Origin of the sequence: Cesiribacter sp. SM1 (assembly GCF_020178975.1) — a bacterium.
Lineage (GTDB): Bacteria > Bacteroidota > Bacteroidia > Cytophagales > Cyclobacteriaceae > Cesiribacter.
Map to the genome: position 1 here is coordinate 25962 of NZ_JAHXBU010000006.1, position 17408 is coordinate 43369.

Here is a 17408-nt window from a genome sequence, read left to right on the forward strand (position 1 = left end):
TACGTTCAAAAATTTGAGAAGATGTAAAAAAAAAGAACGTTGTAAAATTGATTATTTTTTTCTATGAGACTTTCTAGAAAAATGAAAAAGCTTACTAAGTTCACCCCTACAACAATCGATGTATTCCTTTGGAAGACGTTCCCCTGACTGTATCTCATAAGAATTATCTTCACGATTCTTATGCTCCTCTAGCGATGTTAATTTGTAATGGCCACTTATAAAAAAAGGCTGCAAGAATTTGTGTAGCAATATTAGCTTTGAGTGCTCTGGCTCCTCTTCTTCATTGCTTTTATTAGATTTAAGGCACTCGATAAGATGTGCAAATGACAAGAAGCTAGGATTTCCATCATTGAGCAACCCAAAGAAATTTTTAGTCGCCAAAGAAATAATTCTTACATGTTTAGGCTCGGAATAAGCCTCTGATAACTCATAATTAATATCGCCACCAGAACCGTATCTACCATTGTGAATGCGGCTGAACTCCTCTTCTACTTCTTTATAAAAAGTTTGGCAATCCTTGGAGGCAATTTTAATTTGATCCTGTATTTCCTCAAAACTGGCATAGTTATTTTTAAAACCTATTATATATGTACTATGGTCAGCAAAGACTCTACAAATCGCATAAAAATAGATTGGATTATTTATTAAAAAATGGCAAGTATAAATAATAAAATATGTTGCTGTTAGCCTATTAGTAAAGTCTTCCCAATCTATGCTGCCTATATTATCATAGCAAAAACAAAAAGGATCCTTCTTTCTTGCTTCTTGACTTTTAGCAATAGCTGCTTGTTGCGACTCACTCTCAACAACATGTTTGATAAAAGGATAGGGAAACAGAGTCTTGAAATTAACATATGCCTCCATAACTCCTTGATATATTTCTACCTCCAAAGCTAAAATAACTTGATATTCTGCCTTTTGCACCGGACTTACATGTTCTCTAGTCATCCAAAATGCATCCTTATAAGCATTAGTTACTGATTCTAGCTGTATCAGCTTATCTCTTCTCAATCTCAATGGGCCACGGATATACTCTTTTGCATCCTTGATTGGAATTGATTCTGAGGTAAATAATTGAGGTGGCAAAGTATATTTAGAATACTTCCCCAATGCCTTTTTAATATTCTTTCTGACTGTTTTTTCAAGCGCTATTTTATTGCACAACCCCTCCATAAGAATTATTATCTACTTATTTCCTAATGAACCAATCCTAAGCTTCTCTCTCATTACCTTGCCCGCACGCATTAAAGCTGGATTAGTAATCTTACCATAAATCTGGGTTGTTTTGAAGTCACTATGCCCTAACCACTTACTTACAACCTCCATAGGGATATCATTAGCAAGTAAAACAGTAGTAGCACAGGTATGACGAGCGACATGGTGTGTAATAGGAGTTTCAATACCTGCTAAAATCCCGATTGATTTTAGGTATTCATTCACTTTTGCATTTGATATGCGTGGCAAAATTTTGCCATTCACCTTGCGCTCATCATTATCATATCGATTAAAAATATCTACTGCTGGTTGGAGGAGGGGAATATTAACCGATTCTCCAGTCTTGTTCTGATACAGCTGTATATAATAATTACCCTCACTGTCTTTTTGTACTTGCTTTGCTTCTGCATCCATTGCATCCTGATATCGCAAGCCTGTATAAACACTCCAAACGAAAATGTCTCTAATGCGCTGCAGACTAACATTATTATTTAAATCATGTTCAACTAATTTTCGCAACTCCTCTTCGGTCAAATATTTCCTTTGAGCAGGTGTATCCTTGAGCTTAAAGCTGCTGTACGGATTTTTTTCAAGCACACCTTCCCGCACCGCAGCATGTAGAAAAGTGCGCAGGCGAACATGATGCTTGTTGATGGTATTCCTCTTTAAAGTTGTGTTCTTCCCTTCTGCTTTTTGCTTTAGCAGGTAGGAGTCTAAGCTCTTCAGGAAATTATAGTCAATATCCTTTAGTGCGACATCCTCCTCGCCTACATGAAGTGTAATGAATTTCGTCAGGTGGTCTTTAAGATTCTTGAACCCCCAAATGGTACGAGCGGTAAGCTCGCCATCTTCTTCTCTACCGGCAATGTACTTTTCGGCATAGGCTAACAGCTTAACCTTTTTCTTCTGATCTTCTTCATCACCCCTAAGCAGAGACTTCACGAGCTTAGCATTAATGTCTCTATCCTCCTCCTGCAACTTCCCGATGAGCTTATGTAACTCGGATTCTTTTTCGACAAGCCGAGTATTGATGACCGCATTTCCCTTTGTGCGCTGAGATGCAGCATCCCATATCTTCTCTTCTATTTCCAGGCCTGTATAAAGCTCTGCCTTCTCCCGATTCACTATCAGGCGTTGGTAGATTCTAGCCCTTTTCGTGCCTGCAACTGGCTTTAAGAAGAATTTGTTGCTGTAGCTAAGTCCCATATGTTTCAATTGTTTCACCAGTTCCTTTCACCAAAACCCCTTAGTGAAACACTGGTGAAACGAAGATAGGAAAAATGTGAAACAAGCCGAAACGAAAAACCGCTTCAAATACCTATAGCGAAGGTTTTTGAAGCGGCCTGAATTTTAAAAATCCTATTTTGTAGCCTCGACAGGAATCGAACCTGTATCAAAAGTTTAGGAAACTTCTATTCTATCCATTGAACTACGAGGCCGGAAGTTCCGAGTTTTAGACTCGGAAGTGGCAAATCTAAGGAAAGCGTGGTTCTTCTGCAAAAAAAGAATCAGAGTCTTCTTCTAAAGAAAAGACTACTCTTCCTCTTCGCCATCAAAACTCCAGCTGCCTTCATACACCTGGGGCTGCAGGTAGTTAGGATAAATCTGGTAATGACGCTCCTTTACCTGCTCATTCACTGCCTCGCGTAGCACTTCTATATTCTGCTTCTTAAGGGCAGAAATGAATACACGATCAACAACTGGCTGCTCGCTCTCTTCGGGCACACCTGTCTCCTGTATATTTAACCGCTCTTCTTCGGGCATGGCATCTACCTTATTATAAACCATGATCATTGGTTTATCGCCGGCACCGATTTCCGCCAGGGTGCTGTTCACAATCTCGATCTGCTCATGGCTGGCAGGGTGAGAAATATCTACTACATGCAGCAGCAGGTCTGCTTCCCTGATCTCATCCAGGGTAGACTTAAAGCATTCCACCAGTGTGTGGGGCAGCTTGCGGATAAAACCAACAGTATCGGTCAGCAGGAACGGAATTTCGTTGATCACCACCTTGCGCACGGTAGAATCTACCGTTGCAAACAGTTTATTCTCTGCAAAAACATCTGATTTAGAAAGCAGGCGCATGAGCGTTGACTTACCAACGTTGGTATAGCCTACCAGGGCTACACGAGCCAACTGCTTGCGGCCTTTGCGCTGGGTCAGGCTCTGCTTTTCGATCTTATCCAGCTTCTCGCGGAGAAATGCTATTTTATCACGCACAATCCGGCGGTCAGTTTCCAGCTCTTTCTCACCCGGTCCACGCATACCAATACCACCTTTTTGCTTGCTAAGGTGACTCCACATGCGGGTAAGCCGGGGCAGCAAATACTGGTACTGTGCCAGTTCTACCTGAGCCTTGGCCTGGGCAGTCTTGGCCCGAACACTGAATATATTCAGAATCAGGAGACTACGGTCTAAAATCTTACACTGCAACTCCTGCTCCAGGTTACGCACCTGTGAGGGAGTAAGCTCATCATCAAATATGACAACATCTGCTTCGTGCTCCTGCACAAAAGCTTTTATATCCTCCAGTTTACCCTTCCCAACAAAGGTACGGGTGTCAGGTCTGTCTAGCCGCTGGGTAAAGGTTTCAAGGGTTTGTACACCCGAGGTTTCTGCTAAAAAAGCTAGTTCTTCCAGGTATTCCTTAGCTTGCTCGGCTGTTTGCCTTGGGGTTATCAGTGCTACTAAAACAGCCTTCTCTACCTTTGGAGCTGTAGAAATTGGTTCTATCATTAATTGTTATTTTCGTAATATTAAGCTATTAAAAACGTTAGTACCTACCCTCAAGTTCCTATCTTTCCACAATTTAAGGTACAGTATAGCAAAAATTGTAAGCTTCTTTTATATTTTTGCAGATACTACATAATTTAATATACAGCCGGCACAACGGATGCAGAACTATACGAAGCGTCTGCTCTACATATGAAGAAAGTTGCTATCGTTATCAATACCTCCTGGAATATTTATAATTTTCGAATGAGCCTGGTGAAGGCACTGCAGAAAGAGGGAATGGAGGTATATGCCATTGCGCCGCAAGATAAGTATTCACACCTCCTGACTGAAAATGGCTGCCGGTATGTTCCGGTAGCCATGCAAAGCAGTGGCGCCAATCCTCTTCATGAAGCCGGCGTATTTTATGAGCTGTATAAGGCCTATAAGCAGGTACAGCCAGATGTAATTTTGCATTACACCATCAAACCCAATTTGTATGGCACCGTTGCGGCTCATTTATTGGGGATTCCCTGCATTAATAACGTAAGCGGACTTGGCACTGCTTTTCTAAGCAATTCAATGGTGGCCAAAGTAGCCCGCAGGCTCTACAGAATTGCCTTCCGCTATCCTAATAAAGTGTTTTTTCAGAATGAAGACGACCGGAATCTCTTCTTAAAATTTGGTATCGTAGCACCTGAAATAACAGAGGTAATCCCTGGATCGGGAATTGATACGCTACGCTTTTCTCCCAACGGGCAGCATGTTAATGAGGAATTTACTTTTCTGGTCATATCCAGGCTCCTTTACGACAAAGGCTTAATGGAGTATGCCGATGCCGTACGGCTACTGAAGCAAAAAGGAATCAAGGCAAAGTTTCAGCTTTTAGGAGCACCCGACCCCGGCCACAGAAGAGGCATTCCCCTGGCCACACTCAATGAGTGGATAGACAATAAACTGATTGATTATTTAGGCACTACCGATGATGTACTGTCTTTTATTCATAAGGCCGACTGCATTGTACTTCCCTCTTACAGAGAAGGGACACCCCGCACATTGCTGGAAGCCGCCAGTGCTGCCAAGCCTATTGTAACCACTAATGTTGCAGGCTGTAATAATGTAGTAACAGATGGATATAATGGATTCCTGTGCAAACATCACGATGCTGAAGATCTTGCTGCGAAAATGCTCATGATGTATGAACTGGATGATGAGCACCGCAGAGCGCTGGCGCAGAACAGCCGCCGCACCGCAGTGGAACGGTTTGATGAAAAAATAGTCATCAGACATTACCTGAACACTATTGGTGAAATTTGCCCCTAAATTTTGAATAAACGAGCAACTCCTTTTAATTCGTAAATTAACACATACAGCTATAATAATATAGAATGCGCGCAGTATTAACTCCAATTGAAGGATTAGTCGAAATATATCCAAAAGTACTCTTTGACGACAGAGGCTTCTTTTTTGAATCATTTCACCAGAAAAAGCTGAAAGAACTGGGTGTAAAAGATCTGTTTGTTCAGGACAACCAGTCCTTTTCTAAAAAGGGAGTATTGCGGGGCATACATTTCCAGAATGGAGCAAGCCAGCAAAGCAAGCTCATCCGGGTAATAAAAGGCAAAGTACTGGATGTAGCAGTAGACCTAAGGCCTAACTCACCAACATTTGGTAAATACCACAGCACCATCTTAGATGATCAGGAGCACAAGCAGTTTTATATGCCAGAGGGCTTTGGCCATGGGTTCCTGGCGCTGGAAGATACAATACTACTGTACAAGTGTAATGACTACTACGATCCCTCGGCCGAAGGCGGTATAATCTGGAACGACCCTACCCTCAACATCAACTGGGGTGCAGAATCTCCCACTATTTCAGAAAAAGATCTGAAACTACCTACATTCAAGGAATTCACAGATCAGTTAGCACGTTGAAACCATCCCTATTACATATTATTCTCCCTTGCCTGATCCTGTTTAGCAGTTGTAGAGTCTATAAGCAGGATATCATGTTGCAGGTGGCAGGAGATGACTATGCTCCACTAAAAGGTGTGGTGATAGAAGCTGAACGTACCTACACCATACAGCCTAACGACCTTCTGGAAGTAGATGTTTACACCAACAGGGGTGAACGTATTATCGATCCTGATTTTGAACTGGCAAGAGAGTTGGGAGGAACAAACGTGCAACAACAGCAGCGCAGGCAGCTTCAGTACCTGGTGCAACCAAACGGCGAAGTTGTGCTACCCATGGTTGGTAATGTGTTGCTGGCCGGTTACAGCCTCAAACAGGCCGATAGTGTGCTGGCAACGGCTTTCAGTAGTTTTTACAAGAGCCCATTTGTTTTTACACGGTATGTGAACAAACGAATTATTGTGCTCGGCTCCACCGGCGGACAGGTAATTCCACTTACCAACCAGAACATGAATTTACTGGAGGTAATAGCACTGGCAGGCGGCATAAGCAGAGATGGGAAAGCCCATAACATTCGCCTGATCAGGGGTGATTTAGATAATCCGCATGTACAGATAATTGATCTTACGACCATCGAGGGGATGCGGCAAGCCTCTTTACAGGTTCAGTCAGGGGATATTGTTTACATTGAACCAATCAGAAGGCTGCTCCCGGAAACTATTCGGGACATTGGTCCTGTTCTGGGTCTGATTTCCAATGTGATTGGTTTAACACTCGTGATTATAAGCCTTAGCAACAATAATTAGCTATCTGTAGCAGGAGGAGGAATTTTGAAAGAAGATACTACATATGTTGAATATACAGATGCTCCAGATGAGCAATCCGAAAGAGGCCCTCTTCAAAGTATTGACTTTGATAAGCTGTTTAGTGTCTTAAAAAAGAGTTTACCTGTTATTGTTGTGATCTTTTTGGTCTGCAACATGGCAGCCTATTTGTATGTACGCTACACAAAACCTCTTTACCAGTCAAATTCCGAACTTCAGCTAACCGAAAACAAGCCGGCAGCCAGCTTTGGCTTTGTTGATTCCGACAAAGCAACCATGGAGGGTATGTCGAGCGAAATTGAACTCATCAAGTCAAAGCTCTTTCTGAACAAAGTGCTGGCAGCCCTGGATCTGGATGTAAGCTACTATACACAGGGTAAAATTCTTGATGATGAGAAATATCGCTCCTCTCCTTTCAAAGTACAGTATCTCATTAAAGATGAGCGGTTCTTTAATCAGAAAATTTTTGTTAACATTCACGATCATCAGGAGTATACCCTTAGCTATTTTCTGGACGATCAGGAAGTAAGCAACCGCTATCGCTTTGGGCAAACTGTAGAAACAGGCTCTTTTAGCCTGACCCTAGCTCTTGAAGAAGGCGCAACAGGCGATGCCATTCATAGTAGCTACTACTTTATCATCAACAGCGACCAGTCTCTGATAGATTACCTTAGCAATAATCTAACAGTTACAATACTAAACCCAAATGCTAAAACCATCAAAATCTCTTTGACTGATTATAACCCCTATAAAGCAAGGGTCGTGGTAGATGCCGTTAGTAACATGTATCTTACCTATAAAGAAGAAGAGCAGATTAAGGCCAATAACCAAAAAATAGCCTTCCTGAATACCTTGGTAGAAGATGCTGAAAGCAAACTCGAAGGTTATGAGACATATTTTGAAGATTTCACTATCAGCCAAAGAACTACAAACCTGAGCAAGGATATCAGTAATACTATCCTGATGCTGGAAAGTGTAGACAGTCAGCGGGTGGCAACGCGCCGCCAGCTGAATAATCTTACAAATCTATCCTCCCGCATTAAATCAGAAGATACTTATTTTGCGCAGTCACTGGTAAACCGGGCCGGAAGTGATTTTCCTGCCGATATTAAAACATTGCTCGATCAGCTCAACAAACTGATCTCTGAAAAAGAAGTACTGCTGGAGCATTATAATGAAAATACGCAGGCAGCTCAATTGAAGATCAAGCAGGTTAGCTTGATCAAGGAAGATTTGCTTGCCGCTCTCCATCTGTACGAAAGCGATCTAAGAAAGCAGGTAGAAGATCTCCAATTCAGACATAGAGAGTTGCTTAGCAGCTTTGTACAACTGCCATCAAAAGGCACTGAGTTCAGTAAATCCCAAAGAGACTATAATCAGCTCCTGGAGGTTTTGCTTAACCTGCAAAGCAAAAAAATCGAGTTTGAAATTGCCAATGCAGGCTCTACCACAGATTATAAGATATTGTCATCTGCCAGCATGCCGGGAGCACCCATATCTCCTGATAGATATCTGTTCCATGGCATAGGGTTAGCGGCTGGCCTGATGCTGAGCCTGCTGTTTGTGGGTGGGCGTTATGTGCTAGATAATAAAGTTAATGGTGTAGCCGAGGTTGAGCGCCTGGCTAATGTACCTGTCCTGGGTGCAGTGCCCTTAACGCACAATAAGCTTGCCACTGCCCGCATGGTGATTACCGATAACCCTAAATCGGCCTTTAGCGAATCCATGCGTGCCATCAGAACCAATATGGAGTTTATGGGCGCCCGCCAGAATAACCGTATTATTTCGGTTACATCTACAGTAAGTGGTGAGGGTAAAACATTTGTTACCACAAACCTGGCTGCCATCATTGCGCTGTCTAAAAAGAAAGTGCTGGTGCTGGACCTGGATATGCGCAAGCCCAAGGTGCACCTTGCTTTTGAAGGTGAAAATTCTTCTGCAGGTGTAAGCACTGTACTGATTGGCAGGCACAGCCTTGAGGAAAGTATCCGCAAAACCAGTATTCCTAATTTAGATTATATACCTGCTGGCCCAACCCCGCCAAACCCTTCGGAACTGGTCATGAACGGAGACTTTGACAAGCTCCTTCTAAAGCTGCAGGATCTTTATGATGTGATTGTGATGGACACGCCGCCTGTTGGCCTGGTAACTGATGGTATTCTGATCATGAAAAAAGCTGATCTGCCTCTTTACGTTTTCAAGGCAAATTATTCCCATAAGGCTTACTTTAAAACCCTTAACAGGTTGGCAACTGTTAACCAGTTTAATAACTTAGCGGTAATTCTGAACGGCGTAAGCCGAAACAAAGGATATGGGTATGGCTATGGCTACGGATATGGCGATAGCGGCGGCTATTACGAAGAATAAGATCAGCAATTACTTTGTTCAATCTCTTTAAAAAACATACGAAGCACACCAATGTGCTGCCCCTGCAGGCAGACATACACTCTCATTTGCTTCCGGGCCTGGATGATGGTGTACAAAGCGTGGAGGAATCTGTGCAGCTGTTACGCGGCTTTAGTGAGCTGGGCTATAAACACCTGGTGATTACCCCTCACATTTTAAGCGACTTTTATCCCAATACCCCTAACGGTATCAAAAAGCAGCTAAATGCCATACAGGAAGCTGCAGAAAAAGAAGGCCTGGCCTTAAAGCTGGAGGCCGCAGCTGAATACTACCTCGATGAGGTATTCTTTAAAAGCCTGCTGGCCGATGAAGACCTGCTTACTTTCGGAGATAACTACATCCTGTTCGAGACTGGTTTTGTAAACCAGCCAGCAATTCTTTTTGATGCAATTTTCAGAATGAAAGCCCGGGGCTTTAAGCCAATTTTAGCGCACCCCGAGCGTTATGAATATATGTATCATAATTATGAACTGGCCCAGGAACTGGTAGACCGTGGTGCACTGCTTCAGCTCAATCTTAATTCCATATCTGGCTATTACTCCGCTCCTGCCCGTAAGGTAAGCGAATGGCTGATTGACAAGAAAATGATCCATTTTGCAGGCACCGACTGCCATAACCAAAAGCACTACAACCTGCTGAAGGAAACAATAAAACTGCCCTACTTCGACAAGCTGCTGAAGCTCGACCTGTTGAACAACACCCTGCTAGAGGCATGATTTTCGTTACCGGTGCCAGCGGATTAATTGGTACTCATCTGGTTCGCAGGCTTATAGCTGAAGGTTATAAAGTAAGAGCATTACGGCGCGCAAACTCCAATATTTCCCAGCTTGAAGATATCTCGGCAGAAATTGACTGGGTAGAAGCAGATCTGCTTGATGTAAGCCAGTTGCACCAACTTCTAAAGGGTTGCCGGCAGGTAATCCATTGTGCGGGAATGGTCTCTTTCGCCGCTAAAGACAAAGACCTGCTCTACCAGACTAATGTAGAAGGAACTACTGCACTGGTGAACAGTTCTCTGGCTGCCGGCATCGAGCGCTTTATCCACATCAGTTCTGTGGCTGCCATTGGCCGGTCCAGGAGAACCAGTGTTGTAGATGAAAAGCAGAAGTGGGAAAAATCGAGCCTCAACAGCTGGTATGGCGAAACAAAGTACCTGGGCGAACTCGAAGTCTGGAGAGCCCACACCGAAGGTATGCCCTGCATTATCTTCAACCCCTCTACAGTACTTGGTCCGGGGCCGTTGCACCGCTCCAGCACACAATTATTTAATTATGTAATTAAGAAAAACAGGTTTTATCCGCCTGGCCTAATGAACTGGGTAGATGTACGAGATGTAGTTGACCTGACCATGGCAGCCCTGCAACCAACCGCCACTACAGGCCAGCGGTACATAATTTCTGCAGGAGCCGTGCGTTATGAGTTACTGTTCAGGCAAATGGCTGACTGTCTGGGAGTACCGCCACCACAAATCAAAGCCAATTCGGTCCTCACAAGTGGTGCATATTACCTGGAAAAGATTCGTTCCCGATTCCAACAAAAATCTCCTCTAATTACAAAAGAAACTGTAAAATTAAGTAATTTAGAGATAGAATTTAACAATTCAAAGACAAGAAAAGAGTTTAACCATACCTTCCGCTCCTTGCATGAGACGATCCAGTGGTGTTGTAAAGAGCTGCAAAGCTATATGCTATAATAATTGCTATTATATTACGCCTCCTGTTATTCTTGGCAAGCTTTATGTTATTTAGTATGACAGTAGCGGCATGAAAAGGCTGAAATAGTATGGCAGAGAATTATAAAAGAAGACAGGAGGAAAAAGCGTTAATAGAGCGTTTTGAGAGCGTTCTTGAAGATGACAGCTACACTTACTTTGAGGTAGAGGAGTACGAGACCATCGTTAACCACTATATTAAAAAAAGTAAATGGCAGCAGGCCGTTAAAGCCTGTAAACTGGCATCTGAACAGTTCCCTCTATCCACAGAAGTATTAAGTCTGAAGATACAGATTCTTACCCGCCTCCAGAAATACGAGGAGGCGCTGGAATTGCTGGAAGAAGCAGTGGCACTTCAGCCAACCGACCCGGAAGTGATGAGCATGAAAGCAAACGTGCTGTCGCTTAGCGGTCGCCATGATGATGCCATAGGGCTTTATGAAAAGTCCCTGATGTTCTCGGCAGATAAAGATGATGTATACTATAACATAGGGCTTACCTACCAGAGCACCGGCAGGTACGAAGAGGCAATCAGCCACTACAAACAGGCAATAGAGGTTAATATTAACCACGAGAATGCACTCTATGAGCTTGCATACTGCCTGGATGTAACCGGTAAGCTGGATTCAAGCCTGGCCTATTACCAGAAGTTCATAGACCGTGATCCTTTCTCGTTCTATGCCTGGTACAATATTGGCATTATCTACAACAAGCTTGGCCGCTACAACGAGGCTGTACATGCCTACGAGTACGCTACGGCTATCAACGAAAAGTTTGCTTCTGCCCACTTCAACATGGGCAACTCGCTCATGAACCTGGGCAAATATGAGCAGGCACTCGAATCTTATAAGAACACCCACAAATGGGAAGGCCCAAGCGCAGAAACCTACTGCTGCATAGGCTCTGCCTATGAAAAGCTGGGTCAGTTCGATGGCGCCATTAAATACTACCAGAAGTCTACCAAGGCAGATGCTACCTACGACAGGGCCTGGTTTGGCATTGGCTACTGCCTGTGCAAGCAAAACCGCCATTTCGAGGCTGTATACTTCTTTACCAAAGCCCTTAAGTACGATGCCGAGAATGGCCACTACTGGCTGTCGCTAGCCGATGCCGAGTACCGTGCAGGCAACTTAATGTCGAGCTTTGAGGCTTACCAGGCCGCCAGCCAGTACGATGGCGGCAACCTGGCCGTGTGGGTGGAGTGGTCTAATGTATACTTCGATCTGCATGAGTACGATAAGGCCTTTGTGATCATAAAAGCCGGCATGGATGAGCTGCCAGACAACGCTGATCTTCAATATCGTGCAGTTGTTTACCTTATCTCAGCGGGTAAATACAAAGAGGCCTTTAATTTTCTGGAAAATGCTTTAATTTTGGACTTCGATAAGCACAGCGTTCTGTTTGACTTCTTCAAAAAACCTGAAGTACAAAAGGCGCTGTACAAGATCATCGATCAGTACCGAAATTAAAGAGACCAGATGAATTACGAGCTTGGGCAAATCCCTTACAGAACCCTAAAGCCAAGGGACTATGGTTTTACCATGGCCATGGACAAAGGCTTAAGTACCAGGGAGGCGGAAGATTTCTTGAGTGTAGCCAGCAATTACGTCGATATTGTAAAGCTTGGGTGGGCTACTTCTTTTGTAACCCCCAACCTGGACGACAAACTCCAGGTGTTTAAAGAGGCTAACATACCTGTGTACTTTGGTGGCACCCTCTTCGAAGCATTTATCATCCGCAACAAATTCGACGAATACCGCCGGATTCTGGACAAGTACAAGATGGAGTACGCCGAAGTTTCGGATGGCTCTATTGAACTGCCCCACGATAAAAAATGTGAATATATACGCCAGCTGGCAACACAGGTAACGGTCTTATCTGAGGTAGGCTCTAAAGATGCCGACAAGATCATACCGCCCTACAAATGGATTGCCCTGATGAAGGCCGAGATGGAAGCCGGCGCCTGGAAGGTGATCGGCGAAGCCCGCGAGGGTGGAAATGTTGGCCTTTTCCGCAGTACCGGAGAGGTGCGCTCAGGTCTGGTAGAAGAAATTTTAACCCAGATCCCATTTGAAAGAATCATTTGGGAGGCACCTCAGAAATCGCAGCAGGTGTGGTTTATAAAGCTATTGGGCACCAATGTTAACTTAGGAAACATTGCACCAAATGAAGTTATACCACTGGAAACCATTCGCTTAGGATTAAGAGGAGATACTTTCAGTGACTTTCTCACAGAGTAAACTGAATAAAGAATTCTATATAAGAAAGCCTGGATGCTATCCAGGCTTTTATTTTTCCTTTTTTATAAGCCTCAGGCATTTAGCTAATAATTGTTATGTTTGCAACTGCTGGTAAACCGGCCCATTTGCCAAACACCCGGCCCTACTTTTTATGAGAACGATCAAAGACTACATACTCCTTTATCTGAAAGGTGCCGGCATGGGCGCCGCCGATGTTGTTCCCGGTGTATCAGGTGGAACAATTGCTTTCATTACAGGTATATACGAAGAGTTGCTGGACAGCATTAAATCCTTTAACCTCGATGCCCTGCAGCTACTAAAGCAGGGGCAGTTTAAAGGGCTCTGGCAGCACATTAACGGTACCTTCCTGGTGGTACTGCTGGCAGGCGTGTTTACCAGCCTGCTTACGCTGTCACGCCTGATCACCTGGTTACTGGCTACCTACCCCATACAGCTCTGGTCTTTCTTTTTTGGCCTCATTATTATTTCTGCCATACTGGTTACCAAAGAAATACGAAAATGGAATGCGGCAGTGGTTATAGCAGGCATCATTGGTATTGCCATTGCCTATGTGATTACGGTAGTAAGCCCGGGACAAACCCCAGATGATCTCTGGTTTATATTTATTGCAGGTGCAATTGCCATTTGCGCCATGATCCTGCCCGGTATTTCTGGCTCCTTTATCCTGCTCCTGCTTGTAAAATATGAGTTTATTCTGAATGCCGTAAAAGAGCTGAACATACCCGTTATTATTGTATTTGGCCTTGGCTGCGTAACCGGCCTTTTAAGCTTTGCCCGGGTGGTATCATGGCTGCTGGATCGTTATTATAACGTAGCCGTTGCACTGCTGGCAGGCTTTATGATTGGCTCACTAAATAAAGTGTGGCCCTGGAAGGTGGTAACAGAATACTATATGGATAGCAAGGGCATACAAAAGCCCCTCGTTACCGAAAGTGTGTGGCCTACCACTTACGCCATCAGTACTGGCCAGCAGGCCCATGTGCTATGGGCGGTGCTTTTTGCAGCCCTTGGCATTCTGCTGGTGGTAGGCATCGAAAAAGTATCAAAGTACAGTGTTAGCCCCGATCATTAATGCGACAGTTCGGACTTATCGGTTATCCCCTCGGTCATAGTTTTTCAAAAGGCTACTTTACCGAAAAATTTAAAAGAGAAGGCATAAACGATGCAGCCTACGAACTATATCCCCTGCAGCGTATTGATGAACTACCGCAGCTGGTGGCTCAAACACCTCAACTGGCAGGGTTAAATGTAACCATTCCTTATAAAGAACAGGTGATTCCCTACCTCAGCAGCCTGCACGACAGTGCTCAAAAGGTTGGGGCCGTAAATGTAATAAAGCGGGAGGGAGAGCAGCTTATTGGCTACAACTCCGATTACTTTGGCTTTAAGCTTTCGCTGCAGGAGTGGCTGGGCAACAAACTAAATAACCTGAAGGCACTGGTGCTGGGCACAGGTGGCGCTGCCAAAGCAGTAGGAGCAGCTCTTGATGATCTGGAGGTGCCTTATCAGGTTGTTTCTCGCCAATCTGGGCCAGATACTCTTAGCTATGCCCAGCTCCATCAGCAGCCCTACCTGCTGCTGCAACACCGGCTTATCATCAACACCACGCCACTGGGCATGCAGCCCAACCTTAGTTCCAGCCCCGATCTGCCCTATGAGCAGCTAGGCCCGGATTATTACCTCTACGACCTGGTATACAACCCTGCAGAAACTCAGTTTATGAAAGAAGGCACAAAAAGAGGGGCCAGTGCTAAAAACGGGCTACAGATGCTCCATCTGCAGGCAGAAAAAGCCTGGAAGATCTGGAACGGCGAGTAGCTAATATACATGAATTAACATGAGAGGGATCTAAGGCCTGGCGACCATATCCATAGCAGTACAATTGCACATGAAGCAGACTCTTGGTTCATTAAATTACCCCTCACAAGTCACTGAGCAGCCAGGCATAAGCATCTTCATAATTGGAAAACACTTCTATTTGCAGCCTGTCGTAGTTTTCTACACGGTTCACTTTGCGTACGGTAGCCTGTGCAAAAATATCTTTGGCAAGCTTCACTGCTATTTTTCTTAAACCCACACGTTCTAACAATGGGTGCCCTTCTTCTATCAGGTACTGCTGCACTTCCGGTAAAAGAACCTTTAGCTCTGAATGGTCATTCAGGTTATACCTGATCCCATGCTCACGAATAAAATTGGCCTTAAACTCAAGTGTTGACCGCACCTGCTCAAGTTCTAATGATCCTTTCCACTTTGTAATAATTACCCTGTTCTGCTCATCATAACTTACCTCGGTATAGGGTTCAACAATCAACAGTCTGTTATTCATAGGAGCCTTCCTGAAGAAGCTATGGTATTTTACCAGTTTTAAACACAAAAATACAGAGCATTAGGCAAGCGAGTACTATGCCAAAAGCTTACTTTTTGCAACCACTACCAAAATACCGGTTTTCCGGTATTTTAATGTTTCCTGTAGAATAAGCAGAACAGACTGCAGAGAATTCCGAAACAGCAAAAAAAAAAGCTCCTTTTGGAGCTTGAATAGCAATAATCAGCAGATGATTTGACAAAACCTGGTATTCGTGCAGCTGCAACAAAGCAGATGCGCTTACCTTACAGGCAGGGATTCGTAATACTTAACTGCATTCTCAAAATCAGCAACTGCGTTTTTCATATGATGCAGCACCACTTCCAGGATATCAGGAGTATAACCACCACTGCCATGTGTGCGCTGCTGCTCTCCTCCGTTTGCTGCTTTGTAGGCATTATCGGCAATTTTCTTGTGGGGCATCCGAAAGCTTTTCAGAAAATTCAGCAGATTTCTAAACTCGCGAATTGCCTGCCACACCTCTTCCTGCTGTAGTTCACTCTCAAGCATAAACTTACCAAAGATATCTAACAAAGAAGGCTTATAGCAGTGGGCTGTGTAGGTATCGCGCAGATAGGGTAAAATGTAGGGCAGGTAGGTTTCTTTGAAGGAAACATAAGCAGGATCGTTGTTGCTGCTGCTCCATAACAGGTGATCATACACAAACATGGGCATTTCTACTGCTCCCGGGCCCAGGTATACCTTACCGTGCAAATGAATAGGATCGAAGTACAGGCGTAATTCATGTGCAAAATAGCTTACAGATACGTGCTTTCGGGTATGCACGATTCCTGCAATCATCCCTTCAAAAGCCCCTGCAGCTTCTTTAGCACATGCAGCAAAAGCAGGCATATCAGGCCTTATGCTATGCATGGCTTCCAGTGCAAATATTGCCTTGATAAGAGGAGTCATTGCCATTGATACACTCTGAATGAGATTATCCTCATCTGGTGTGCCGGTGTATGTTCGCCTGCGAAAGCCAACAGGGTTCCAGCTGGTATAATGCAAGAGGGTGTCTCTTGGCGGAAGATTTGTTTTACTCCCCAGCACATCCAGCACATAATCCAGCTCAGGTACTGCCTCTACCGGCTCTACTCCGTGTCTTTTCATTGAGCCCAGGAAAAATCCCAGATCCCTCATGGCTGCAACAGACTCATAATAATCAAATGACTCAAGCCGATCGGGGTGAGGCAGCAGACTATAACAAGCCGATGTAAGTTTTTCCACGTTTTTATCCATATTGAATGCAGGAATTTGCTTTACTACTGCATCTGCATTCAAAGGGTCCAGCGAACAAATATATTCATCTTCTTTTTGCTGACGCTGGTCTATACTTATACTAGAAGAATTCAGTGACTGTAACATCATAAAGAAGTGGTAGCTAGTTTATTAAAAACAAAAAAAAGGCCCCGTCTGCATAGGGGCCTGTACCTTGTAAGAAGCTCTTAGCTATTCAGCCACTTGATGGCAGATTCGTAAGAACCAAAAGAATCCATTATCATCTGTCCGAACTTTTGCTCACCATTCACTTTTTTAACAGTAGCCTGAGCAAAAACATCTTCGGCCAGGTTAACGGCTAATTTACGCAGGCCCAGCTTTTCTACCTGGTTGAACCATGTGCCCCCCAGGTACTCCTGAACCTCTTTGCTTAGTACTTTCAACTGGCTGTGGTCACTTAAATGCTTGGTAAGCTTATTCTTGGTAACCTGCTGATTTATCACCTCACATCCTTTCTTTACCTGATCTACCGTAAGAAAGCCTTTCCACTTTGCAATGATAATACGATCTTCAGCCATGTAGCTGATCTCAACAAAGCTTTCCTTCATCAAAAGCTGACTTCCAACAACTGCGTTCATTTCTGTTATTTTGTTTAAGGGTTGATAATAGGTTAATTATCAAGGCCCGAATTTAGGTAAGTGATATATAGATTATCATTCAATTTTCGACTTTCATAGTAGCAAGTACCTTTTAAGCGTTTGTTTAAATACTTAACATCCGATT

The 17408-nt window shown here is 44.0% G+C and carries 16 protein-coding genes and 1 tRNA gene; 10 read left to right on the forward strand and 7 right to left on the reverse strand.

Annotated features, from left to right (window positions below; genetic code table 11):
• Positions 1-51: 51 nt before the first annotated feature.
• The 4 genes from KWJ01_RS01460 to hflX all read right to left on the reverse strand — a co-directional run bounded on the left by KWJ01_RS01460 (position 52) and on the right by hflX (position 3951).
• On the reverse strand, positions 52-1173 hold the full coding sequence (locus tag KWJ01_RS01460; RefSeq protein ID WP_224994496.1) for a hypothetical protein: 1122 nt from the start codon (positions 1171-1173) through the stop codon (positions 52-54).
• A gap of 12 nt (positions 1174-1185) precedes the next feature.
• A complete protein-coding gene (locus KWJ01_RS01465) occupies positions 1186-2421 on the reverse strand; it encodes a site-specific integrase (RefSeq protein WP_224994497.1) in 1236 nt (411 codons plus the stop codon).
• A 161-nt stretch (positions 2422-2582) separates the two neighbouring features.
• Positions 2583-2654 (reverse strand) — tRNA-Arg (locus KWJ01_RS01470).
• A 94-nt stretch (positions 2655-2748) separates the two neighbouring features.
• Positions 2749-3951, reverse strand: coding sequence for a GTPase HflX (hflX, locus tag KWJ01_RS01475; RefSeq protein ID WP_224994498.1), 1203 nt, complete (start codon positions 3949-3951; stop codon positions 2749-2751).
• 189 nt (positions 3952-4140) lie between these two features.
• Here hflX and KWJ01_RS01480 point away from each other — a divergent pair, with 189 nt between their 5' ends.
• From KWJ01_RS01480 to KWJ01_RS01525, 10 genes are all read left to right on the forward strand, one after another.
• Entirely contained in the window at positions 4141-5250 is a 1110-nt protein-coding gene (locus KWJ01_RS01480; protein WP_224994499.1) for a glycosyltransferase family 4 protein, read from the forward strand.
• 65 nt (positions 5251-5315) lie between these two features.
• Positions 5316-5861 carry a dTDP-4-dehydrorhamnose 3,5-epimerase gene (rfbC, locus tag KWJ01_RS01485; protein ID WP_224994500.1) on the forward strand — a complete coding sequence of 182 codons (546 nt, stop codon included), beginning with the start codon at positions 5316-5318 and terminating at the stop codon, positions 5859-5861.
• 74 nt (positions 5862-5935) lie between these two features.
• On the forward strand, positions 5936-6646 hold the full coding sequence (locus KWJ01_RS01490) for a polysaccharide biosynthesis/export family protein (RefSeq protein ID WP_224994501.1): 711 nt from the start codon (positions 5936-5938) through the stop codon (positions 6644-6646).
• Between the two features lie 24 nt (positions 6647-6670).
• The gene (locus KWJ01_RS01495) at positions 6671-9031 is read left to right on the forward strand and encodes a polysaccharide biosynthesis tyrosine autokinase (protein WP_224994502.1); all 2361 of its coding nucleotides are present in this window, start codon (positions 6671-6673) and stop codon (positions 9029-9031) included.
• A 14-nt stretch (positions 9032-9045) separates the two neighbouring features.
• Complete coding sequence (locus KWJ01_RS01500) at positions 9046-9786, forward strand: tyrosine-protein phosphatase (protein ID WP_224994503.1); 741 nt, start codon at positions 9046-9048, stop codon at positions 9784-9786.
• A complete protein-coding gene (locus tag KWJ01_RS01505) occupies positions 9783-10763 on the forward strand; it encodes an SDR family NAD(P)-dependent oxidoreductase (RefSeq protein WP_224994504.1) in 981 nt (326 codons plus the stop codon). The genes KWJ01_RS01500 and KWJ01_RS01505 overlap by 4 nt, the downstream gene beginning before the upstream one ends.
• A gap of 89 nt (positions 10764-10852) precedes the next feature.
• A complete protein-coding gene (locus KWJ01_RS01510; protein WP_224994505.1) occupies positions 10853-12250 on the forward strand; it encodes a tetratricopeptide repeat protein in 1398 nt (465 codons plus the stop codon).
• Positions 12251-12259: 9 nt separating this feature from the next.
• Positions 12260-13021, forward strand: a complete 762-nt coding sequence (locus KWJ01_RS01515) for a phosphosulfolactate synthase (RefSeq protein WP_224994506.1) — start codon at positions 12260-12262, stop codon at positions 13019-13021.
• A 151-nt stretch (positions 13022-13172) separates the two neighbouring features.
• Positions 13173-14114 carry a DUF368 domain-containing protein gene (locus KWJ01_RS01520; RefSeq protein WP_224994507.1) on the forward strand — a complete coding sequence of 314 codons (942 nt, stop codon included), beginning with the start codon at positions 13173-13175 and terminating at the stop codon, positions 14112-14114.
• Positions 14114-14860 (forward strand): shikimate dehydrogenase, encoded by a 747-nt coding sequence (locus tag KWJ01_RS01525; RefSeq protein ID WP_224994508.1) that lies wholly within the window; start codon positions 14114-14116, stop codon positions 14858-14860. The genes KWJ01_RS01520 and KWJ01_RS01525 overlap by 1 nt, the downstream gene beginning before the upstream one ends.
• Positions 14861-14963: 103 nt before the next feature.
• Here KWJ01_RS01525 and KWJ01_RS01530 read toward each other — a convergent pair whose 3' ends face one another.
• The 3 genes from KWJ01_RS01530 to KWJ01_RS01540 all read right to left on the reverse strand — a co-directional run bounded on the left by KWJ01_RS01530 (position 14964) and on the right by KWJ01_RS01540 (position 17263).
• On the reverse strand, positions 14964-15368 hold the full coding sequence (locus KWJ01_RS01530) for a hypothetical protein (RefSeq protein WP_224994509.1): 405 nt from the start codon (positions 15366-15368) through the stop codon (positions 14964-14966).
• Between the two features lie 279 nt (positions 15369-15647).
• The gene (locus KWJ01_RS01535; protein WP_224994510.1) at positions 15648-16775 is read right to left on the reverse strand and encodes a monodechloroaminopyrrolnitrin synthase PrnB family protein; all 1128 of its coding nucleotides are present in this window, start codon (positions 16773-16775) and stop codon (positions 15648-15650) included.
• Positions 16776-16852: 77 nt separating this feature from the next.
• Positions 16853-17263, reverse strand: coding sequence for a hypothetical protein (locus tag KWJ01_RS01540; RefSeq protein WP_224994511.1), 411 nt, complete (start codon positions 17261-17263; stop codon positions 16853-16855).
• Positions 17264-17408: the final 145 nt, after the last annotated feature.